Origin of the sequence: Agromyces tropicus, from assembly GCF_039531345.1 — a bacterium.
Lineage (GTDB): Bacteria > Actinomycetota > Actinomycetes > Actinomycetales > Microbacteriaceae > Agromyces > Agromyces tropicus.
Window position 1 is genome coordinate 87,861 of the sequence record NZ_BAAAPW010000001.1, and the last position, 22,462, is coordinate 110,322.

A 22,462-nucleotide genomic window follows, 5' to 3' on the forward strand; every position below is an offset into this window, starting at 1 on the left:
GGACGCGACGGGGTTCGGGGCCCGAGGCGACCACGGCTGTGGGGTTGACTACACTCTAGTCGGTGCCGCCCGAGCCTGCCCCCGGCGGTCCGCATCCCCCTGCTTCCCGGCGAAAGGCTTCGACGTGCACGCGATCGGCATCGACATCGGCGGCACCAAGATCGCCGGCGCGGTGGTCGACGAGCTCGGCGGCATCGTCCGCTCGGCACGCGTCCCGACGCCGACCGACACGACCGCGCTCGAGGACGCCGTCGTCGCGATGATCGGCGAGCTCGCCGGCGGCGAGCGTCCGGAGGCCGTCGGGGTGGCGGCGGCCGGCTTCATCGACGCCGCGCAGTCCACGGTCTACTACGCCCCGAACATCGACTGGCGCAACGAGCCCTTCCGCGAGAAGCTCGAGGCCCGCGTCGGCGGCACGGTCGTCGTCGAGAACGACGCGAACGCGGCGGGCTGGGCCGAGTTCCGGTTCGGTGCGGGGCGGATGGTCAGCGACATGGTCATGCTCACGATCGGCACCGGCGTCGGCGGTGCGATCGTCGCGAACGACCGGCTCTTCCGCGGCGGCTTCGGCGCGGGCGCGGAGCTCGGGCACATCCGGATCGTGCCGGGCGGGGTCGCCTGCGGCTGCGGCCAGCACGGATGCCTCGAGCAGTACGGGTCGGGTCGCGCGCTGCTGCGCATGGCGAACGAGATCGCCGACGCGGGCGGCATCGGCCAGAACCTCGCCCGGGCGCGCGAGGAGCACGGCGCGCTCGACGGCACCATCGTCGGCGGGCTCATCGCGACCGAGGATCCGGGCGCCGTCGCCGCGCTGCGGCAGCTCGGCCGCTGGCTCGGCGAGGCCTCAGCGAGCCTGTCCGCGGTGCTGGACCCCCAGCGGTTCGTCTTCGGCGGCGGTGTCGCCGTCGCCGGCGAGCTGCTCCTCGCCCCGATCCGCGAGGCGTACGTCGAGCACCTGCCCGCCCGCGGCTACCACCCCGAGCCCGACTTCGTCATCGCGGAGCTCGTGAACGACGCCGGCGTCGTCGGCGCCGCCGACCTCGCCCGCGTATGGGTCGAGGAGCACGCCTGACGCGACCGCGTTAGGCTTGGCGGCGGCTGGACGAGACGGAGGACCGACGTGTTCTACTGGATCATGAAGCACATCGTGGTGGGGCCGCTGCTCCTCTCGATCTTCCGTCCGTGGGTCGTCGGCCTCGAACGGGTCCCCAAGGAGGGGCCGGTCATCCTCGCCTCGAACCACCTCTCGTTCATCGACTCGATCTTCCTGCCGCTCGTCGTCGACCGGCCCGTGGTGTTCCTCGCCAAGAGCGAGTACTTCACGGGCAAGGGGCTCAAGGGCTGGGCCACGCGGATGTTCTTCCAGGCGGCGGGCCAGCTCCCCATCGACCGGTCCGGCGGCAAGGCGTCCGAGGCGTCGCTCAACACCGGCCTCCGCGTGCTCGGCGAGGGGCGGATCCTCGGCATCTACCCCGAGGGCACGCGCAGCCCCGACGGCAAGCTGTACCGAGGCCGCACGGGCGTCGCCCGCATGGTGCTCGAGGCCGGCGTGCCCGTCGTCCCGGTCGCGATGATCGGCACCGCGGAGATCATGCCGATCGGCACGCGCCTGCCGAAGGTCCGCCGGGTGGGGATCGTCTTCGGCGAACCGCTCGACTTCTCGCGGTTCGAGGGCATGGAGGGGGACCGGTTCGTCCTCCGGTCGGTCACCGACGAGCTCGTCTACGACCTGCGCGCGCTGAGCGCGCAGGAGTACGTCGACGTCTACGCGAGCACGGTCCGCGAACAGCGCGCGGCGCAGGCGACGCAGGGGTAACGCGCGCCGGCGCCACGGTAGGCTGGACGCCACGGCGTCGCGACGTGCGGCGCCTGCTCCGTTCCGCGCCCCGTGCGCCCTCACCCCCTCAGGACACTCCAGTGGTACAGCTCGTCGAGCCGGTCGTCAATGCAGATCCCTCCGTGATTGCCGGCCTCGACTATTGGCGCACGCTCCCGATCAAGCAGCAACCGCAGTGGCCCGACGCCGAGGCGGCCCACGCGGCCTCCGCCGAGCTCGCGACGCTCCCGCCCCTGGTCTTCGCGGGCGAGGTCGACATGCTGCGCGACCGGCTCGCAGCCGCCTCGCGCGGCGAGGCGTTCCTGTTGCAGGGCGGCGACTGCGCCGAGACCTTCGCGGGCGCCACGGCGGACCAGATCCGCAACCGCGTCAAGACCGTGCTGCAGATGGCCGTGGTCCTCACGTACGGCGCCTCGACGCCGGTCGTGAAGATGGGCCGCATGGCCGGGCAGTTCGCCAAGCCGCGCTCGAAGGACACCGAGACCCGCGGCGACGTCACGCTGCCCGCATACCGCGGCGACATCGTCAACGGCTACGACTTCACGCCCGAGTCCCGGCAGGCCGACCCGTCGCGCCTGCTGCAGGGCTACCACATGGCGGCATCCACGCTGAACCTGATCCGGGCGTTCACGCAGGGCGGGTTCGCCGACCTGCGCCAGGTGCACGCCTGGAACCAGGGGTTCGCGAAGAACCCGGCCAACGTGCGCTACGAGAAGCTGGCGCGCGAGATCGATCGTGCCGTGAAGTTCATGGACGCCTGCGGCGCCGACTTCGACGAGCTGCGGCGCACCGAGTTCTACACGGGCCACGAGGGCCTGCTCATGGACTACGAGCGGCCGATGACCCGCATCGACTCGCGGACGGGCACGCCCTACAACACGTCGGCGCACTTCATCTGGATCGGCGAGCGGACCCGCGAGCTCGACGGTGCGCACGTCGACTTCCTCGCGCGCGTGCGCAACCCGATCGGCGTCAAGCTCGGTCCGACGACGACGCCCGAGGTCATGATGGAGCTCGTCGAGAAGCTCGACCCGAACCGCGAGCCGGGCCGGCTCACCTTCATCACGCGAATGGGCGCCGGGAAGATCCGCGACGCGCTGCCGCCGCTCCTCGAGGCGATCAAGCGGAGTGACGCCAACCCGCTGTGGGTCACCGACCCGATGCACGGCAACGGCATCACGACGCCCACCGGCTACAAGACCCGTCGCTTCGACGACGTGGTCGACGAGGTCAAGGGCTTCTTCGAGGCGCACCGCGCCGCGGGGACCTACCCGGGCGGCATCCACGTCGAGCTCACCGGCGACGACGTGACCGAGTGCCTCGGCGGCTCGGAGCACATCGACGAGGACACGCTGGCGACGCGCTACGAGTCGCTGTGCGACCCGCGCCTGAACCACATGCAGTCGCTGGAGCTCGCGTTCCTCGTGGCCGAGGAGCTCGCCGCGCGCTGACGCGTCCGACGGGCGGCCCGGGGCATCGACGGATGCCGCGGCCGCCCGTCGTCGTCTGCGGCGAGCCGGACCGACCGCCGCGACGCGCCGGCGACCCCGGCGCGCCTCCCGTGCCGGGGGCGCCGCGACTACGGCTGGAAGTTGACGGTCACCTCGGTGCCGCGGACCACTGACTCGCCGGCCGCCGGATCCTGCACCGACGCGACGACCGCGCCCTCGAGGAAGGAGGGCACGTTCGACGCGACCACGAAGCCGGCCTCCTCGAGCTGGGCCCTGGCCTCGGCGATGGTCTGGCCGGTGATGACGTTCGGGACCTCGACGAGGTCCGGGCCCTTCGAGACCGTGAGGCGGACCGTGTCGCCCGGCTTCATCGGATCGCTCAGCCAGTCCGCCGTGATGACGACGTCGACGGGGACCTCGTTCGAGAACTGCCCGTCCGCGAACTCGACCTTCAGGCCCGCGTCCTCGAGCCGCGACTGCGCCTCGCCCACGGCGAGCCCCTCGACCGGCGGGACCCGGCCCGCCGAGACCACGAGGGTGAGCGCGCCGCGCTCCGGGTACTCGTCGCCGACGGGCGCACCGTCGGCGTCCAGCACCGCGATGACGAGGCCCTGTTCGACGTCGGCGGAGAACTGCCCCGCGCTGTCGTCGGCCACGGTGAAGTCGTCCAGCGCCGCGCGCGCGTCGGCCTCGGGCTGCCCGACCACGTCGGGCACGGCGAGGATCTGGGGACCGGTCGACACGAACATCTGCACGGTCGACCCGCGTCGCGCGAGGTCGCCGGCCGCGGGGTCGGTGCCCGAGACCTGCCCGGCCGGCACGACGGGGTCGTGGCGCTCGACCGGCTCGACGCGGAAGCCCGCCTCCTCGAGTTCGAGCGTGGCGTTCTGCGGCAGCATCTCTGCCGTCTCGGGAACGGTCGCGAGCGCGCCGGGGCCGGCGCCGAAGTACCAGCCGGTGCCGCCCGCGAGACCCGCCAGCAGGAGGACGAGCGCCAGCAGCCAGTACCCGCGGTTGCGGCGCCGGTTCGCGGCATCCGTGAGCGCGTCCGCGTCGTCGCCCTCGCCGTCGTCCGTGAGCGTCCCGGCCAGCCCCGGTCCGCCGGGGGAGAGGACCCGCGTCTCGGCCGTGGGCACGTCGCCGGCGCCGCCGACGAGCACGAGCGTGTCGTGGGAGGCGGTGCGCACGGCGCCGCCCGGACGCAGGCCCGGCTCGATCTCGCGCAGCCGGTCCAGCATGATCCGCGCGTCGGCGGGACGCTCGTCCGGGTCCCGGGCCGTGGCCCAGAGCACGAGCTCGTCGAGCTCGGCGGGAACCGAAGGCATCCGCGTGCTCGGCGCCGGGACCGACTCGTTCGCGTGCTGGTAGGCGATCTGCATCGGCGCCTCGCCCACGTACGGCTGCTCTCCGGTGAGCATCTCGTAGGCCATGATGCCGAGCGCGTAGATGTCGCTGCGGGCGTCGGCGACGCCGCGCGTGACGAGCTCGGGGGAGAGGTACGCGATGGTGCCGAGCAGGGCCTGGCCCGTGGCCGTGTTCGCGCTCGCGGCGCGCGCGAGCCCGAAGTCGCCGAGCTTGATGCGCCCGTCGTCGGCGAGCAGCACGTTCTCGGGCTTCAGGTCGCGGTGGACGATGCCCGCCTTGTGCGCCGCGGCGAGCCCCGACAGCACGGCGTCGAGGATGTCGACGGTCTGCTCGGGCGTGAGCCGCTTGTAGTCCTTGAGGAGGTCGCGCAGCGTGATGCCCGGCAGGTACTCCATTACGAGGTACGCCATGTCGGCGTCCTGGCCCTGGTCGAAGACGTTCACGACGTTCGGGTGCGCGAGTCGCGCGGCCGAACGGGCCTCCTGCACGAAGCGCGTCTTGAAGGTGTTGTCGTCGGCCAGGTGGCCGTGCATGATCTTGATCGCGACCCGGCGCTCGAGGCGGAGGTCGGTCGCGAGGTAGACCGTGGCCATGCCGCCGCGCGCGATGCGCGAGCGCACCTGATACCGGCCGTCGACGAGACGGCCGATCATCGGGTCGGCGGGCGGCGCGGTGGTCACCGTAGAAGTGTACGAAGCGACGTATGCCGTTCGGTGAACAAACGCCGAGGGCGGTGCGATCGTGACGGCATCGTGAGGATGCCCTCCGGGTCAGCCGAGCTGGTCCAGCCAGACGCGTGCCGAGGCCTCCCACTTGGCGTAGTGGAGGGGGTGCGCACTGCGCTGCACGGCCTGCGCCGCCTCGGTCAGGGAGAGGTCGATCCAGCCGGAGACGTCGAGCAGCCCGGGCGTCCGGCCCTCGTTCGGCGACGTCGGGCCGCCGTAGAAGGCGGTGGCGGCGCGGACCGGGTCGAGGACCTGCTCGGGTGTGCCCCAACCCTGGCTCGGACGCTGCTGGAAGAGCCCGAGCGAGTCCCGGTCTCCGTGCCGGACGTTGCGCAGGCCCGACTCCTGCGCGGCCGCGGCGAGGGCGACGACGATGCCCTCGTCGGGCACGCCGATGGAGCGACCCACGTCCACGATGACCTGCGCGTTCGCGCGCATCTCCTCGTCGAGCCGCACCTCGAGCGCGGCGACGCTCGCGGCCTCGACGACGGGCGCGCGCACGACGATCCGCTGTCCGGGCACGATGATGCTCTCGCGGGTCAGGTCGTTGAGTTCGAGCAGGCGGTCGAGTCCGACGCCGTACCGATCGCCGATCCCGATGAGCGTGTCGCCCGCGACGACCTCGTGGGACTCGCCGGGATCGCCCGCGCCCGCCTGCGCGCGGCCCGCGGGTCCGCCGGACGCGCCGGCGCCGCCAGGGATGGTGATCGACTGTCCGGGGAAGATCAGGCTCGTTCGGCTGAGCCCGTTCGCGCTGAGGACGACGTCGACGCCGAGGCCGTACTCAGCGGCGATCGCGCTCACGGTGTCGCCGGGTGCGACGATGTGGCGCGCGATGCCGGCGTCCGGCTCGGGCACGACGGACGGCGAGCCGCCCGGCAGGGCGAGCCGCTGACCGGGGAAGATCAGGCTCGACCAGCTCAAGCCGTTCTCGGCCAGCACCTCGGCGGTGGCCAGCCCGAACCGTTCGGCGATCGCACTCACCGTGTCGCCCTCGCGGACCACGACCTCGAGCGGGATCGCGGAGGCCGGGGCGGACGCCTGGGCGACGGCAGGGCCTCCGCGGACGGCCTTCGGCTTCGGCAGGCGCTTGACGGTCTGCGGTGCGGCGTCGGCCGGCTGCGCGATGCCCAGCGTGACGGCGACCGCACCTGCGATGGCGACGGGGACGGTGAGCAGGCGACGCAGCCGGATGCGACGACCGGGCTGCGGTGCCTCGCCCCCGGACGTCCCTTCCCCCGCGGGCGCCGGGCCCTGGTGCTGCGTCATGTTCCCCCTCCGCGTGATGCGGATGCCGTCACGGTCTCACGTGCGTGAAGGCGAGTCAAACTCATCGCCGCGCGTCGCGCGGCACGCCCTCCGGCGCTATCGGGGCGCCGCCGCGACGTGGCACTCTGGAGTGGTGACCGACGCCGAGCAGACCGAGTGGCTGACCATCCCAGAACTCGTCGAGCGCCTGGACCAGAGCCCGGGCCGCATCCGCCGACTGATCTCCGAGCGCTACCTCCTCGCCGCCCGTGTCGACGGCGTGCTCAAGGTGCCGGCCGAGTTCCTCCGCGACGACGCGCCGCTGCCCGAGCTGCACGGCACGGCCGTGGTGCTCTCGGACGCCGGCTTCTCCGACGACGAGACGCTCGAGTGGCTCCTCGCGGAGGAGGACAGCCTGGGCACGACGCCCATCGCGGCGCTCCGCGCCGGCCGCAAGGCGGAGGTCCGGCGGGTCGCCCAGGCGCTCGCCTGACCACCCCGGCGTCCCGGGCCGGCGTTCAGCGCTCGCGACGCGTGACGGCGCGCGCGAGGTCGGCGAGGTCCCGCGCGGCCTCGCGGTCGAGGTCCCGCGACTCGAGCGCGGCCAGCGCGCGGTCGGTCTCGGCCTCGATGACGGCCTCCACCTCGTCGACGGCCCCGCACTCGCGGATCGTGCGCTGCAGCACCCGCACCTGGTCCGCGTCCAGGCCCGGGTCGCCGAGGAGTTCGTCGAGGAGCCGACGCTGGCCGGACGACAGTCGCGCCCGCGCGATGGCGACCAGCACGGTGCGCTTGCCCTCGCGGAGGTCGTCGCCCGCCGGCTTGCCGGTGACGGCGGGGTCGCCGTAGACCCCGAGCAGGTCGTCGCGCAGCTGGAAGGCGATCCCGAGCGGCAGCCCGAACTCGCGCAGCGCCTCGACCTGGCGGCCGGAGCCGCCGGCGATCGCGGCGCCGATCGCGAGCGGCGACTCGATGCTGTACTTCGCCGACTTGTAGACGACGACGCGCTCGGCGCGGGCGCGCTGGTCCTCCTCGGGCCGGGTCAGCCATGCGCGCTCCTCGAGGATGTCGAGGTACTGGCCCATCGTGACCTCGGTGCGCATGCGGTTGAACTCGAGTCGGGTCGCCCGGGACGCTCCGCGATCGCGCAGCCCGGCGAGGCCCTCGTCGAGCAGTTCGTCGCTCCAGCCGAGCAGGAGGTCGCCGAGGAGGATCGCGGTGGCCCGTCCGTACTCCTCGGCACTGCCGGTCCAGCCGCCCTCCACGTGGCGTCCCTCGAACACGCGATGGGCGGACGGCGCGCCGCGCCGGGTGTCGGAGTTGTCGATCAGGTCGTCGTGGACGAGTGCGGCGGCGTGGAACACCTCGAGTGCCGCGGATGCCGAGACGACGGCGTAGCGCTCGGCGCCGGCGTCCGGGGCCTCGCGTCGCGATCCGCGGACCGCATCGAAGCCGAGGCTGCAGAAGCGCGCACGGAAGCGCTTGCCGCCGCTGAGAAACGCCTTCGAAAACCCGGCCAGCGGGTCAAGGTCGTCGCTGATGGAGCGGAGAATGGAGGCACGGTCGGCGAGGAACTCCTCGAGGCGTTCGTTCACCGCATCGGCGAGTCGGGGAGCAGGGACCACCTGCCTAGCCTAGCGACGGCGCAGAGGACTAGAATGGCCTCACGAAGCGTCGGTCCCGAGAATTGAGGGGAATGAGATGCCGCTTTCGGAGCAGGAGCAACGCCTTCTCGAGGAGATGGAGCGGAACCTCTACAAGAACGACGCCGACTTCGTCGCGACGGTCGGAGGCGGCGGCCGTGGTCGCCCCAACTACCGGGCCATCGTGCTCGGGGTCCTCCTCGCCGTGGCGGGTGCCGGCGCACTCATCGGCGGCGTCGCGTCGCAGCTGCTGATCGTGGGCGTGCTGGGCTTCGCGCTGATGTTCGTGGGGGTCCTCGTCGCGATCACGCCGTCCAAGCGCCGGCGAGCCGCGTCCGGCGGTTCGGTGCGAGGCGGAGCGGCCAAGCCCGCCAAGGCCCAGACCGGGTTCATGGACCGCCTCAACGAGCGCTGGGACCGTCGCCAGGAGGGCCGCGACTGAGCGCCGCCGACTGAGACGAAACGACCGACGGGCCGATCATCGATCGGCCCGTTCCTCGTGTCCGGATGCGGATGAGCCGGCCCGCTCGGCTCGGATGACCGGCGTCCCGGTCCACGGCCCCCCACCTCGATCCCCGAGCCCCCTCCACTTCGCACCACCCCGCCTCCCGCGAAGCTCCGTTCCGCTCCGCGGAGCGGTCGCCGAGCGGCCCGCAGCCGGGCCGGGAGCGATCCCGCGCGCGTCGGGAGGCGCGTTCGCGCCCACCGGGCATCCACTTCCCTCCACCTTCGAGAAGCCTGAGAATCCGGGCCCGCACTGAGTCCCGACGCACCGGAACACGGCAATGTCGTTGTCGGGTGGAGGGGAGTGGAGTAAAGTGGGGCCCGCACCTGGGTTCCTGGCCGGAGGATGGGGGTGACGTGATGTTCCTCGGAAGCTACGAACCGAAGCTCGATGAGAAGGGTCGCGTCATTCTTCCGGCCAAATTCCGGGAGGAGTTGTCGAACGGCCTCGTGCTCACGCGTGGTCAGGAGCGCTGCATCTACGTGTTCAGCGCGCGGGAGTTCGAGACCATGAGCGAGAAGATCCGCCAAGCCCCCGTCACGAGCAAGCAGGCGCGCGACTACATGCGCGTCTTCCTCTCCGGGGCCTCTGCGGAGACCCCCGACAAGCAGCATCGGGTCACCATCCCCGCCAACCTCCGCACGTACGCGGGGCTCGACCGGGACCTCACGGTCATCGGCGCGGGAAACCGGGTGGAGATCTGGGATGCGACGGCGTGGCAGACGTACCTCGCCGAGCAGGAGGCGGCCTTCGCGGAGACGGCGGAGGAGGTGATTCCCGGACTCCTCTGAGTCCCCTGGCCCCGACTCCCAGCCGTGCGAGCCTGCTGCACTTCCCCGCAGCAGGACGAACGGATGGGGATCGGGACCCGGAGGGCACGGAGGGAGAGAGGGAGACCATGGACATCGAACGGATCCACACGCCGGTGATGCTCGAGCGGACGCTCGAACTGCTCGCCCCGGCGCTCGAGCGCGAGGGTGCGGTCTACGTCGACGCGACGCTCGGCATGGGCGGGCACGCCCGCGCCGTGCTCGAGCGCTTCCCGGGCGCGACCGCGATCGGGCTCGACCGCGACACCGACGCCATCCGCATCGCCCGGGAACGGCTCGCGCCGTTCGGCGACCGCGCGAGGTTCGTCCACACCGTGTACGACGGCATCGAGGCCGCCGTCCGCGGCGAGGGGGTTCGCGAGGTCGACGCCGTGCTCTTCGACCTCGGCGTCTCGTCGCTGCAGCTGGACCGCGCGGAGCGCGGCTTCGCGTACGCGAAGGACGCCCCGCTCGACATGCGCATGGACCCGACGCGCGGACGCACCGCCGCCGACGTGATCGCGGAGTACTCGGAGGAGGACCTCCGCCGGATCTTCCGCGACTACGGCGAGGAGAAGCTCGCCGCGCGGTACGCGAGGGCGATCGTGCGGGCGCGCGCCGAGGAGCCGATCACCCGGTCGGGCCGCCTCGTCGACGTGCTGCAGGCGGCGACGCCCGCGGCCGTGCAGCGTGCGGGACACCCCGCGAAGCGCGTGTTCCAGGCGCTCCGGATCGAGGTCAACGAGGAGCTGTCGGTGCTCGAGCAGGCGCTGCCGGCCGCGCTCGACCTCCTCGCCGTCGGCGGCCGCATCGTCGTGCTGTCGTACCAGTCGCTCGAGGACCGGCTCGTGAAGCGGGTCCTCGCCGCGGCATCCACCTCCACCGCACCCCCCGGGCTGCCGATGGAGCTCCCGGAGCACCGCCCGCAGTTCAAGCTCCTCGTCCGGGGTGCCGAACTCGCGAGCGAGTCCGAGCAGGCGGAGAACCCGCGTGCCAAGCCGGTGCGACTGCGCGCCGCAGAACGAGTGAGGAGGCCGTCGTGAGCGCACTGCCGGCCCAGACCCGACCCGCCAGGCGGTCGGCCCCCGCGCCCGCGCGGCGGCTCCGCCCGGCGCCCGAGCCGGGCGCGCGTCGCGCGCGACCGCGGCTCGCGTACGCCGTGGTCGCCCTCGCCTCCATCGGGGCGATCGCCGTCGTGCAGCTGCTGCTGTCGATCGCGATGACGCAGGGTGCGTACGAACTCGATGCGGAGCTGCAGAAGCAGGCGCAGCTCCAGCGCGAGCAGCAGAAGCTCTCCGACGACCTCGACCGGCTCGAGTCGCCGCAGTTCCTCGCGGCGAACGCCGAGGCGCTCGGCATGGTCCCGAACTCCGACCCCGTCTACCTGCGCCTCTCCGACGGCGCCGTCCTCGGCGACCCGACGGCCGCGGCCGGCGGTGCGGCGTCCTCGGCGGCGCTCGTGCCGAATGCGCTGATCGACGGCGTGCCGCTCGTCACCGAGCAGCCGCAGGCGGAGACTGCGAAGGGCGAGGGGGGCAAGCCGGACTCGCCGGCGGATGGGACGCCGGCCGCGCCGCCCGCGCTGACCGACGGGCTGCCGACCCCCGCGACGCACTGACGGTCCCACCGGATCACGACCCACCACACACCCGGACCGCCGGAGCACGAGACGGAGCGAACCAGCCGATGAACCGCGTGAGCCGCCACCCGATGCGACGAATCGTCGCCGCGGGCCTGGCCCTCGTCCTCATGGTCGGCTGGTTCGTCGTCCGCCTCGTCGACATCCAGGTGGTGCGCGCGGCCGAGCTCAACGAGGCGTCGAAGGACGTCCGCAGCGAGACCGACGTGATCTACGGCGAGCGGGGCGCGATCCTCGACGCGAACGGCACCGTGCTCGCCGAGAGCGTGATGCGCTACAACATCACGCTGTCGCCCAAGCAGGCCATGGCGACCGAGTCGTTCGAGCGCGAGGCGGCCGACGGCGGCACGGTCGACGTCGCACGGGACGAGGCCCTCGCCGAGCTCGGGGAGGTCATCGGCCGGACTGGGGCCGAACTGCGCACCCAGATCGACGGCGAGCTCGCCGACGACCCGAAGGCCGACTTCGCGTACATCGCCAAGCGGGTCGACACCGATGTCTACGAGCGCGTGAAGGCGCTCGGCATCCCGTTCGTCTACTCCGAGGAGGTGCCGAGCCGTCGCTACCCGAACGGGGCGGTGGCGGGCAACCTGATCGGGTTCGTCACCGAGGAGGGCGAGCCCGGCGCGGGACTCGAGTACTCGGAGGACGCGTGCCTGGCGAGCGAGGACGGCGAGATGACCTGGCTGCACAGCCTCAAGGACTGGGTCGCGATCCCCGGCTCGGAGGTCGTGAACACGACGGCCCACGACGGCGGCGACCTGCAGCTCACCATCGACTCCGACCTGCAGTACTTCGTGCAGCGCGTCGCGGCCGCACGGGTCGCCGAGACCGGCGCCGACTGGGCGACCGTGACCGTCATGGAGGCGAAGACGGGCAGGCTGCTCGCCGTCGCCGACGTGCCCACCGTCGACCCGAACTCGCCGAGCTCGGTCGACGCCGACGATCGCGGGTCGCGGGCGTTCACCGCGCCGTTCGAGCCGGGTTCGACCTTCAAGGCGCTGACGTCGGCATCCGTCATCGACGCGGGGGAGGGCTCGCCGACGAGCGGCGTCACCGCCGACTTCCGCTACCTGCCGCCGAACGGCGCGAACATCAACGACAGCCACTACCACGGCCCGGAGAACTACACGATGACGGGCATGCTCATCGATTCCTCGAACACCGCGATGTCGATGTTCGGCGAGCGGGTGAGCGACGAGCGGCGCTACCAGGACATGGTCGACTTCGGGCTCGGCAGCCCGTCCGAGGTCGGGTTCGCGGGGGAGTCCGGGGGCGACCTGCACGGCGGTCCCGACGAGTGGGACAACCAGACCAAGTACGCGACCATGTTCGGCCAGGGCCTGACCACGACGGCGATCCAGATCGCCAGCGTCTACCAGACGCTCGCGAACGGCGGCGTGCGGATGCCGGTGACGCTCGTGGAGGGATGCCGCCAGCCGGACGGCACGCTCACCGAGGCGGCGTCCGACGAGGGGCGTCGCGTCGTCTCCGAGAAGGCCGCCGACGAGACGAGCGAGATGCTGGAGCAGGTGTACCTGCACGGCTGGCTGGCCGACCAGTGGAACATCCCGGGCTACCGCGTCGCCGCCAAGACCGGCACGGCGCAGGTGCCGGACGGCAACGGCGGCTACCAGGCGGGCTACCTGGTCTCGGTCTCGGGCTTCGCCCCGGCCGACGACCCCGAGTTCGTCGTTTCGGTGAGCATCATGAACCCCGTTAAGATGAACTCGTCCGCCGCATCGGCTCCTGTCTTCCAGCAGGTGATGAGTCAGGTGCTGAAGAAGTATCGGACGGTTCCATCCGGCGCCCAGGCGCCCGAGCTGCCAGCCACCTGGTGAGAAAGTTGGGTTCGTGACCGGATCGCCTCCCACGGCACTCCGGCCGCAGCACCCGAGCCCTCGATCGCTCCGCGGCCTCGCCGATGCGTTCGGGTTCGAGGTGCGCGGCGGGATCGACGACCTCGACGTGACCGGCGTCGCGATCGCCTCGGGCGCGGTCCACGGAGGCGACCTCTACGTCGGCGTGCCGGGGCGCAACGCGCACGGCGCCGACTACGCCGCCCAGGCGGCCGCGAACGGCGCGGTGGCCCTGCTGACGGATGCCGCCGGCGCCGAGCGCGCCGCGGACGCCGGGCTTCCCGTCCTCGTGACGCCGGACGCGCGCGCCGCCCTCGGCGAGGTCGCGGCGTGGATCCATCGCACCGCCGAGAACCCGGCGACCCTGTTCGGCGTGACCGGCACGAACGGCAAGACGAGCGTCGTCTACCTCCTCTACGGGATCCTCCGCCAGCTCGGCGTCATCGCCGGCCTGACCTCGACGGCCGAGCGCCGCATCGGCGACGAGGCCGTCACGAGCTCGCTGACGACGCCGGAGGCGAGCGAGCTGCACGCCCTGCTCGCCCGCATGCGAGAGGTCGACGTGCGCGCGGTCGGCATCGAGGTCTCGGCGCAGGCGCTCAGCCGCCATCGCGTCGACGGCATCGTGTTCGACGTCGTCGGCTTCACCAACCTGTCGCACGACCACCTCGACGACTACGCGTCGATGCTCGAGTACTTCGACGCCAAGCGGGAGCTCTTCACTCCCGAGCGGGCGCGTCGCGGCGTCGTCACGGTGGACTCGGCGTGGGGCGACCGGCTCGTCGCGGAGTCCCGGATCCCGGTGTCCACGCTCGCGACCGTCGACGGGGTCGACGCGGACTGGCACCTGCACGTGCTCGAGGAGGCGCCCACGCACACCGCGTTCCGCCTCGACGGGCCCGAGGGCCGCTCGCTCGAGACCCGCGTGCCGCTCATCGGCCGCTACAACGCCGCGAACGCCGCGCTCGCGATCGTGATGCTCGTCGAGGCCGGGCACGACCTCGACCTCATCGCCGCCGCGGTCGCCGAGGACGGCATCGAGGCCTACATCCCGGGACGCACCGAGCGCGTCTCGGGCGAGCGCGGCCCGGTCGTCTACATCGACTACGGCCACACGCCGGACGCGTTCGCGCAGGCGCTGGACGCGATCCGCCGTACGACCGGCGGCCGCGTGGTGATGGTCTTCGGCGCCGACGGGGACCGCGACACGACCAAGCGCGCCGAGATGGGCGCCATCGCCGCCCGTGGGGCGGACGCGCTCGTCATCACCGACTTCCACCCGCGCTGGGAGGACCCCGCGGCGATCCGCGCCGCCCTCATCGCGGGTGCCCGTGCCGCCGTGCCGGACCGCGAGATCCACGAGATCGCCGACCAGCGAGCCGCGTTCCGCGCGGCGCTCGCGCTCGTCGGCGAGGGCGACGCGGTGCTCTACGCCGGTCCGGGACACGAGGACTACCAGGAGGTCGCGGGCGTGAAGCATCCGTACTCGGCCCGGGACGACGCCCGGCTGGCACTGCAGGAAGCGGGGTGGCTCGAGTGATCGCGCTGACCATGTCCGAGATCGCGGCGGCGACCGGCGGCAGATTCGAGGCCGGCGGCTCCGACGCCGGCCCCGAGACGGTCGTGACCGGCGCGGTGACGACCGACTCGCGCGAGGTCGAGCGCGGCGGCGTGTTCGTCGCCAAGCGCGGCGAGTTCGACGACGGCCATCGGTTCGCCCCCGGCGCCGCCGAGCGCGGCGCGGCGCTGCTCGTCGTCGAGCACCCGCTCGACCTGCCGGTCGCGCAGGTCGTGGTCGAGGACTCCGTCGACGCCCTGGGCGCGCTGGCGACGGAAGTCGTGCGGCGGGTGCGGGAACTCGGCCGCCTGCGGATCGTGGGCGTGACGGGGTCGAACGGCAAGACGACCACGAAGAACCTGCTCCGCACCGTCCTCGAGCAGGTCGGCCCCACGGTGGCCGCGCGCAAGAGCTACAACAACGAGGTCGGGGCGCCGACCACGATGCTCGAGCTGACCGAGGACACCGAGTTCCTCGTCGCCGAGATGGGGGCGTCCGGCGTCGGCGAGATCTCGCGCCTGATCCGGATGGCCCGGCCGGACGTCGGCATCGTGCTGAAGGTCGGGCTGGCCCACGCGGGCGAGTTCGGCGGCATCGAGAAGACCGTGCTGGCGAAGTCCGAGATGGTCACCGACCTCCTCCCGACGGATGTCGCGGTGCTGAACGTCGACGACCCGCGCGTGGCCCCGATGTCGGAGCGCACCGCGGCGCGCGTCGTGCGGTTCGGGCTCGGCGAGCGGGCCGATGTGCGCGCGACGGACATCGTCGTGCACGCGCGCGGCACGGAGTTCACGGTGACGGTGCCCGGCGGCGAGTCGGCGCGGGTCCGCTTCTCGGTGCTCGGCGAGCACCACGTCATGAACGCCCTGGCGGCGACCGCCGCCGCGCTGGAGCTCGGCGTGCCGCTCGCGACGATCGTCGCCGGCCTCGAGCAGGTGACCCTCGCCGAGCAGTGGCGGATGGAGGTCATGGGCGGACGGGACGACATCACGGTCATCAACGACGCCTACAACGCGAGCCCCGACTCCATGGCGGCTGCGCTGAAGACGCTCGCCCAGGTCAAGCGGGAGGGCGCCCGCACGATCGCGGTGCTCGGCGAGATGAGCGAGCTCGGCGAGTTCTCGGGCGACGAGCACGACCGGATCGGGCTGCTCGCGGTCCGCCTCGGCATCTCGCAGCTCGTGGTGGTCGGCGAGGGCGCGCGACGCCTGCACATCAGCGCGATCAACGAGGGGTCGTGGGACGGCGAGTCCGCCTACGTCGAGTCCGCGGACGAGGCGTTCGACCTCGTGACCGGGATGGCCCGTCCGGGGGACACCGTGCTCGTGAAATCGTCGAACTCGGCGGGCCTCCGCCACCTCGGCGACCGACTGGGAGAATGGTTCGCGTGAGAGCACTTCTGACCGCCGGAGCCCTGTCGCTCTCGTTCACCCTGTTCCTGACACCCCTGTTCATCCGGCTCTTCACGCGCCTCGGGTGGGGTCAGTTCATCCGAGACGACGGTCCGAAGACGCACCACGTCAAGCGCGGCACGCCCACGATGGGCGGCATCATCTTCATCCTCGGCACGCTGTTCGGCTACTTCGTGGCGATCTTCCTGGTGGGGGACGGCCCGACCGCGTCCGGGCTCCTCGTGCTGTTCATGATGGTCGGCCTGGGCCTCGTCGGCTTCGTCGACGACTTCCTGAAGACGCGGAAGAAGCAGAGCCTCGGCCTCGGCGGCTGGGCGAAGATCGCGGGCCAGACCGTCGTGGCCGCAGTGTTCGCACTGCTCGCGCTGCAGTTCCCGAACGAGCAGGGCGCGACGCCCGCGACCACCAAGATCTCGTTCATCCGGGACCTCCCGCTGGACTTCATGGTGTTCGGCACCGTGGTCGGGATCATCGTCTACATCGTCTGGATCGTGTTCATCACGGCGGCCGCGTCCAACGGCGTGAACGTCACGGACGGCCTCGACGGCCTCGCGTCGGGCGCCTCGATCCTCGCGATCGGGTCGTTCATCATCATCGGCTTCTGGCAGTTCAACCAGTCCTGCTTCGGCGAGAACCTGAACCCGAGCGACGCGTATCGCTGCTACGACGTCCGCGACCCGCTCGACCTGGCCATCGTGGCCACGGCCATCGTGGGCGCCGTCGTCGGCTTCCTCTGGTGGAACACGAACCCCGCGCACATCTACATGGGCGACACGGGATCTCTCGCGCTCGGCGGCGCGCTCGCGGCGCTCGCGATCACGAGCCAGACGGAGCTCCTGCTGCTCCTCGTCGGCGGCCTGTTCGTCATCGAGACGGGCTCGGTCATCGTGCAGCGGGCGTACTTCAAGGTCACGGGCGGCAAGCGGATCTTCCTGATGAGCCCGATCCACCACCACTTCGAGCTCAAGGGCTGGGCCGAGGTCACGATCGTGGTCCGGTTCTGGATCATCGCGGGCCTGTTCGTCGCGGCCGGCGTGGGCTGGTTCTACTTCGAATGGCTGCAGAGTTGACGGATGCCAGGGCCGGGGCGGCACGCCTCGACGGCCTGACCAGCTGGCACGCCGAGGGCTGGCGCGACCTCCGGGTCGCCGTCCTCGGACTCGGGGTCACGGGTTTCGCCGTGGCCGACACCCTCGCGGAGCTCGGCTCGCGGGTCACCGTCTACGCCGCGACGCCCGATGACGAACGCGCCCGCATCCTGGACGTGATCGGCGTCGGGTTCGTCGTCGACCAGCTCGACGTCGTGCCCGACGAGCTCACGGCATCCGTCCCCGACCTCGTGGTCGTCTCGCCCGGGTTCCGGCCCGATCACCCGCTGCTGACGTGGGCGGCGGAGCAGGGCGTGCCGGTCTGGGGCGACATCGAACTGGCCTGGCGCGTGCGCGACAAGGTGACGCCGTCGGAGTGGATGCTCGTGACCGGCACGAACGGCAAGACGACGACGGTCCAGCTGGCGGCGACGCTCATCGCCGCGAACGGGGTGCGGGTGGCACCGTGCGGCAACATCGGCGTCCCTGTGCTCGACGCGGTGCGCGACCCGCTCGGCTTCGACGTGCTCGTGGTCGAGCTGTCGAGCTTCCAGCTGCACCACCTGCCGACCGCGGGGCCGGGCGCCGTGCACCCGGTCGCGAGCGTCTGCCTCAACCTCGCCGACGACCACCTCGACTGGCACGGCTCGCCGGAGGCGTACCGCGGTGCGAAGGCGAAGGTCTATGCCAACACGAAGGTCGCGTGCGTGTACAACCGCGCGGACGAGGCCACCATGGCCATGGTCGAGGACGCCGAGGTGGAGGAGGGCGCCCGAGCGATCGGGTTCGGCCTCGACACCCCGGGGCCGAGCGACTTCGGCGTGGTCGACGGGATCCTCTGCGACCGCGCCTTCCTCGAGGAACGGCGGACCGCGGCGCTCGAGCTGACCACGCTCGAGGAGCTCGAGCCGCGGGGACTCGCCGTCCCGCACGTGGTCGCGAACATCCTCGCCGCATCGGCGCTCGCGCGATCGATCGACGTGCCCGTCGGCGTGATCCACGACGCGCTCGCGAGCTTCCGGCTCGACGCGCACCGGATCGAGACCGTGGCCGTCGACGGCGGCATCCGCTGGATCGACGACTCGAAGGCGACCAACCCGCACGCCGCCGAGGCGTCCCTGCGCGCCTTCAGCCCCGTCGTCTGGATCGTGGGGGGCCTGCTGAAGGGCGTGGACGCCGACGAGCTCGTTCGGCGCCACGCCCCGCGACTGCGGGCGGCGGTGGTCATCGGCGCCGATCGCGCGGCGCTGGTCGAGGCGTTCCGCCGACACGCGCCCGGACTGCCCCTGTTCGAGGTCGAGGCGGATGACACTGAGAGCGTGATGCCCGACGCGGTCGCCCTCGCGGCCTCGGTCGCGGAGGACGGCGACACCGTCCTGCTCGCGCCCGCGGCGGCATCCATGGACCAGTTCGCGGACTACGCCGACCGCGGCCGGCGCTTCCACGATGCCGTCCGCGCCCGGCTCGGAGGGGAGGGGCATGACCAGCCCGCCTCGGACGACCAAGCCGGCGAAGAAGGCTGAGCGCTCCGGGCTCGCGGCCCGGATCCGGCTCGGCGCGTTCCGACCCGAGTCGAAGGACTACTTCCTGCTGCTCGGCACCGTGCTCTTCCTGGTGATCCTCGGCCTGGTCATGGTGCTCTCGTCGTCGCAGGTCGAGTCGGCGCTCGCGAACGACGGCGACTTCACCTCGCGCGCGGCCCAGCAGGCGACGTACGCGCTCATCGGCGTGCCCGTCATGCTGCTCGCCGGGCGGATGCCGGAGGCGTTCTGGAAGCGCATCGCGTGGCTGGCGCTCGGCGTCGCGTGCGTGCTGCAGCTGCTCGTCGTCGCGACCCCGCTCGGCGTCGAGGTCGGCGGCAACACGAACTGGCTGAATCTCGGACCGGTGCAGTTCCAGCCGTCGGAGCTCATCAAGGTCTCGCTCGTGCTGTGGCTCGGCCTCATCGTGACGAAGAAGCAGGATCACCTCGGAGACTTCGGGCAGGGCCTCATGCCGATCCTGCTCGTCGGCGGCGGGGCGATCGGGCTGGTGCTGCTGGGCGGCGACCTCGGGACCGTCATGGTCATGGCCGCCATGCTGCTCGGCACGCTGTTCCTCATCGGCGTTCCGCTGCGGCTGCTGGCGGTGCCGGTGCTGTTCGGCGCGGCCGCCTTCACGCTCGTGGCGGTCTCCAGCGAGAGCCGCATGCGGCGCATCACGGCGTTCCTCGAGGAGGACTGCACGCGCTACAACCTCGGCGACTGCTGGCAGATCCAGCACGGCACGTTCGCGATGGCCAACGGCGGCATCTTCGGCGTGGGCCTCGGCAACTCCGCGGCGAAGTGGTCCTGGCTGCCGGCCGCGGACAACGACTTCATCTTCGCGATCATCGGCGAGGAGCTCGGGCTGATCGGCGCGGTCGTCGTGATCGGCCTGTTCGTCGTGCTCGCGATCGCCCTCTCGCGGATCATGCGCTCGGCGGCGACGCCGTTCGGACGCACGGTCTCGGCGGCCGTGCTCGTCTGGGTCGTCGGGCAGGCATGTGTCAATATCGGTGTCGTGCTCGGCGTCTTCCCCGTCCTCGGTGTCCCGCTGCCGCTCGTGTCGGCCGGTGGCACCGCCCTGCTCACGACCCTCTTCGCGCTCGGCGTGGTGCTCTCGGTGGCGCGCGACCCCGCCGTGCCGGCGCGCGCATCGGCGAAGTCCGGTGCACGCCGCGCGCCGCGCTCCTCGAAGGCGGCGCGCACCCGATGACGACGTACCTCCTCGCCGGCGGTGGCACCGCCGGCCACGTGAACCCGCTGCTCGCCGTCGCCGACCGGATCCGCGAGCGCGACCCGGAGTCCGAGGTGCTGGTGCTCGGCACGGCCGAGGGCCTCGAGTCCCGACTCGTGCCGGCGCGCGGGTACGAGCTGCTGACGATCGAGAAGGTCCCGTTCCCGCGGCGGCCCAACGGCGCGGCGCTCCGGTTCCCGTCGCGGTTCCGGCGCTCGATCGCCGACGTCCGGGAGATGATCGCGGATCGCGGCGTCGACGTCGTCGTGGGGTTCGGCGGGTACGTGTCCACGCCCGCCTACCTCGCCGCACGCCGCTCGGGCGTGCCGGTCGCGATCCACGAGGCGAACGCCCGCCCCGGCCTCGCCAACCGACTCGGCGCGCGCTTCGCCGAGCGGGTGGGCGTCGCGTTCGAGGGCACGCCGCTCCCGCACGCGGAGTTCGTCGGCATGCCGTTGCGACACGAGATCGAGACGCTCGACCGGGCCGCGCGCCGTGCCGAGGCCGCCGAGCTGTTCGGCCTCGACCCGGACCGACCCGTGCTCCTCGCGACCGGCGGCTCCCTGGGCGCGCGCCGGATCAACCGGACCATGGTGGCGAGCGCGGAGGCGCTCACGTCGACCGGCTGGCAGGTGCTCCACGTCACCGGCGCGAAGTCCGACGTGGACGACCCGGGCGTCGCCGACTACCGCATGGTCGAGTACGCCGACCGGATGGACCTGGCCCTCGCGATCGCCGACGCCGCGATCTCGCGCGCGGGGGCCGCGACGGTGAGCGAGCTCGCCGCGCTCGGCATCCCCGCGATCTACATCCCCTACCCCGTCGGAAACGGCGAGCAGCGGTTCAACGCCGCCGGCGTCGTCGAGGCGGGCGGCGGCATCCTGGTCGACGACGCCGACTTCCTGCCGGAGTGGGTCGCCCGCGAGGTCGTGCCGCTGCTGGCGGACCGCGATCGGCTGGACGGGATGGCCCGGGCCGCGGTCTCCGCCGGCGCCCGCGACGGAACCGACCGCATGCTCGCGCTCGTCGACGGCGCGCTGCACGGCGGAGGCCGTGCGGGCGCCGAGGGCGCGTAACGTTGAACCGACCGATCCACTCCCGAGGAAGCACCGCGACACCGTGACGATCAAGCCCGACCTCTCCACCGCGATCCCCGCCGACCTCGGCGCCGTGCACTTCGTCGGCATCGGCGGCTCCGGCATGAGCGGCATCGCACGGCTCGCGCTGGGCGCGGGCCACCGCGTCACCGGCTCGGACGTCCGCGATTCCGCGAACGTGCAGGCCCTGCGCGACCTCGGCGCGACGATCGCGATCGGGCACGCGGCCGAGCACCTCCCCGACGACGTCGACACGGTCGTCGTCACCGGAGCCCTCTGGCAGGACAATCCGGAGTACCAGCTCGCGCTCGAGCGCGGCGTGCCCGTGCTCCACCGGTCGCAGGCGCTCGCCTCGGTGATCGCCGGCCAGCGCCTCGTCTCGGTCGCCGGCGCGCACGGCAAGACCACGTCGACGGGCATGATCATCACCGGCCTGCTCGCGCTCGGCGCGGACCCCAGCTTCGTCAACGGCGGCGTGATCGAGGAGCTCGGCGTGAGCTCGGCCTCGGGGGAGGGCGAGCTGTTCGTGGTCGAGGCCGACGAGTCGGACGGCTCGTTCCTGCTCTACGACACGTCGGTCGCGCTGATCACCAACGTCGACCCCGACCACCTCGACCACTACGGCTCGCTCGAGGCCTTCGAGCAGGCCTTCGTCGACTTCGCCGACCGCGCGGACGAGTTCGTCGTGATCTCGTCGGACGACCCGGGCGCCACCCGCGTGCGGGAGCGGCTGTCGCACGAGCGCGTGCTCACGTTCGGCGAGGCGGCGGACGCCACGGTGCGCGTGCACTCGATCGTCACCGAGGGCCCGGTGTCGTTCGCGATCGACCACGAGGGCGCGACCTACGAGGCGACCCTCCGGATCCCGGGGCGCCACAACGCGATCAACGCCGCCGGCGCCTTCGCGGTGCTCGTCGGCCTCGGGTTCGACCCCGCCGCGTCGCTCGAGGGCATCGCCCGGTTCGCGGGGACCGGTCGCCGCTTCGAGCTGCACGGCGTGGTCGACGGCGTCAGCGTGTACGACGACTACGCGCACCACCCGACCGAGGTGGCGGCGGCGCTGTCGGCGGCGCGGACGGTGGTCGGCGACGGCCGCATCATCGCCGTGCACCAGCCGCACCTGTACAGCCGCACGCGACTGTTCGCGAAGGAGTTCGCGGAGGTGCTGGAGCAGTACGCGGACGAGACCGTGGTGCTCGACGTGTACGGCGCCCGCGAGGACCCGGAGCCCGGCGTGACCGGCGCGCTCGTGAGCGAGCGGTTCGCGCACCCCGAGCACGTCGCGTTCATCGCGGACTGGCAGGACGCGGCCGACCACACCGCGCGCATCTCGCGGGAGGGCGACTTCGTCATCACGCTCGGCTGCGGCGACGTGTACCGGATCGTGCCGCAGATCCTCGGATCGCTCGAACGCGAGCGGGACGCCTGATCGGGGCTCGGTGAAGCGGCCGCAGGGATTCGACCGGGCC

Annotated in this window: 19 protein-coding genes; 16 read left to right on the forward strand and 3 right to left on the reverse strand. The window is 72.3% G+C overall.

Annotated elements, in window-relative coordinates:
• Positions 1–124: 124 nt before the first annotated feature.
• From ABD230_RS00450 to ABD230_RS00460, 3 genes are all read left to right on the forward strand, one after another.
• Complete coding sequence (locus tag ABD230_RS00450; protein ID WP_344368679.1) at positions 125–1,072, forward strand: ROK family glucokinase; 948 nt, start codon at positions 125–127, stop codon at positions 1,070–1,072.
• 48 nt (positions 1,073–1,120) lie between these two features.
• Positions 1,121–1,816 (forward strand): lysophospholipid acyltransferase family protein, encoded by a 696-nt coding sequence (locus tag ABD230_RS00455; protein WP_344368680.1) that lies wholly within the window; start codon positions 1,121–1,123, stop codon positions 1,814–1,816.
• Between the two features lie 101 nt (positions 1,817–1,917).
• Positions 1,918–3,288, forward strand: coding sequence for a class II 3-deoxy-7-phosphoheptulonate synthase (locus ABD230_RS00460; RefSeq protein ID WP_425546177.1), 1,371 nt, complete (start codon positions 1,918–1,920; stop codon positions 3,286–3,288).
• A gap of 128 nt (positions 3,289–3,416) precedes the next feature.
• Here ABD230_RS00460 and pknB read toward each other — a convergent pair whose 3' ends face one another.
• Positions 3,417–5,306, reverse strand: coding sequence for a Stk1 family PASTA domain-containing Ser/Thr kinase (pknB, locus tag ABD230_RS00465; protein WP_344370087.1), 1,890 nt, complete (start codon positions 5,304–5,306; stop codon positions 3,417–3,419).
• 117 nt (positions 5,307–5,423) lie between these two features.
• Entirely contained in the window at positions 5,424–6,647 is a 1,224-nt protein-coding gene (locus tag ABD230_RS00470; protein WP_344368681.1) for a LysM peptidoglycan-binding domain-containing protein, read from the reverse strand.
• A 133-nt stretch (positions 6,648–6,780) separates the two neighbouring features.
• Here ABD230_RS00470 and ABD230_RS00475 point away from each other — a divergent pair, with 133 nt between their 5' ends.
• On the forward strand, positions 6,781–7,119 hold the full coding sequence (locus tag ABD230_RS00475; protein ID WP_344368682.1) for an Rv2175c family DNA-binding protein: 339 nt from the start codon (positions 6,781–6,783) through the stop codon (positions 7,117–7,119).
• Positions 7,120–7,144: 25 nt separating this feature from the next.
• Here the strand turns inward: ABD230_RS00475 and ABD230_RS00480 are convergent, their stop codons facing one another.
• Positions 7,145–8,251, reverse strand: coding sequence for a polyprenyl synthetase family protein (locus ABD230_RS00480; RefSeq protein WP_344368683.1), 1,107 nt, complete (start codon positions 8,249–8,251; stop codon positions 7,145–7,147).
• Positions 8,252–8,327: 76 nt separating this feature from the next.
• Here ABD230_RS00480 and ABD230_RS00485 point away from each other — a divergent pair, with 76 nt between their 5' ends.
• The 12 genes from ABD230_RS00485 to murC all read left to right on the forward strand — a co-directional run bounded on the left by ABD230_RS00485 (position 8,328) and on the right by murC (position 22,422).
• Positions 8,328–8,711 (forward strand): DUF3040 domain-containing protein, encoded by a 384-nt coding sequence (locus ABD230_RS00485; RefSeq protein ID WP_344368684.1) that lies wholly within the window; start codon positions 8,328–8,330, stop codon positions 8,709–8,711.
• 422 nt (positions 8,712–9,133) lie between these two features.
• Positions 9,134–9,565 (forward strand): division/cell wall cluster transcriptional repressor MraZ, encoded by a 432-nt coding sequence (gene mraZ, locus ABD230_RS00490; protein ID WP_344370088.1) that lies wholly within the window; start codon positions 9,134–9,136, stop codon positions 9,563–9,565.
• Positions 9,566–9,672: 107 nt separating this feature from the next.
• Positions 9,673–10,626, forward strand: coding sequence for a 16S rRNA (cytosine(1402)-N(4))-methyltransferase RsmH (gene rsmH / locus ABD230_RS00495; RefSeq protein ID WP_344368686.1), 954 nt, complete (start codon positions 9,673–9,675; stop codon positions 10,624–10,626).
• Positions 10,623–11,201, forward strand: a complete 579-nt coding sequence (gene ftsL, locus ABD230_RS00500) for a cell division protein FtsL (RefSeq protein ID WP_344368688.1) — start codon at positions 10,623–10,625, stop codon at positions 11,199–11,201. The genes rsmH and ftsL overlap by 4 nt, the downstream gene beginning before the upstream one ends.
• A 92-nt stretch (positions 11,202–11,293) precedes the next feature.
• Positions 11,294–13,063 carry a peptidoglycan D,D-transpeptidase FtsI family protein gene (locus ABD230_RS00505; protein WP_344368689.1) on the forward strand — a complete coding sequence of 590 codons (1,770 nt, stop codon included), beginning with the start codon at positions 11,294–11,296 and terminating at the stop codon, positions 13,061–13,063.
• A 13-nt stretch (positions 13,064–13,076) separates the two neighbouring features.
• Positions 13,077–14,621 (forward strand): Mur ligase family protein, encoded by a 1,545-nt coding sequence (locus ABD230_RS00510; RefSeq protein ID WP_344368690.1) that lies wholly within the window; start codon positions 13,077–13,079, stop codon positions 14,619–14,621.
• On the forward strand, positions 14,618–16,030 hold the full coding sequence (locus ABD230_RS00515) for a UDP-N-acetylmuramoyl-tripeptide--D-alanyl-D-alanine ligase (RefSeq protein ID WP_344370089.1): 1,413 nt from the start codon (positions 14,618–14,620) through the stop codon (positions 16,028–16,030). The genes ABD230_RS00510 and ABD230_RS00515 overlap by 4 nt, the downstream gene beginning before the upstream one ends.
• On the forward strand, positions 16,027–17,121 hold the full coding sequence (mraY, locus tag ABD230_RS00520) for a phospho-N-acetylmuramoyl-pentapeptide-transferase (protein ID WP_344368691.1): 1,095 nt from the start codon (positions 16,027–16,029) through the stop codon (positions 17,119–17,121). Before ABD230_RS00515 ends, mraY begins: the two co-directional genes overlap by 4 nt.
• Positions 17,106–18,662: a UDP-N-acetylmuramoyl-L-alanine--D-glutamate ligase gene (gene murD / locus ABD230_RS00525; RefSeq protein WP_344368693.1), complete on the forward strand. Its 1,557-nt coding sequence runs from the start codon at positions 17,106–17,108 to the stop codon at positions 18,660–18,662. The genes mraY and murD overlap by 16 nt, the downstream gene beginning before the upstream one ends.
• Positions 18,619–19,875: a putative lipid II flippase FtsW gene (ftsW, locus tag ABD230_RS00530; protein WP_344368694.1), complete on the forward strand. Its 1,257-nt coding sequence runs from the start codon at positions 18,619–18,621 to the stop codon at positions 19,873–19,875. The genes murD and ftsW overlap by 44 nt, the downstream gene beginning before the upstream one ends.
• Entirely contained in the window at positions 19,872–20,972 is a 1,101-nt protein-coding gene (gene murG / locus ABD230_RS00535) for an undecaprenyldiphospho-muramoylpentapeptide beta-N-acetylglucosaminyltransferase (protein ID WP_344368695.1), read from the forward strand. Before ftsW ends, murG begins: the two co-directional genes overlap by 4 nt.
• Before the next feature lie 43 nt (positions 20,973–21,015).
• Positions 21,016–22,422 (forward strand): UDP-N-acetylmuramate--L-alanine ligase, encoded by a 1,407-nt coding sequence (gene murC, locus ABD230_RS00540; protein ID WP_344368696.1) that lies wholly within the window; start codon positions 21,016–21,018, stop codon positions 22,420–22,422.
• The last annotated feature ends 40 nt before the right edge of the window (positions 22,423–22,462 follow it).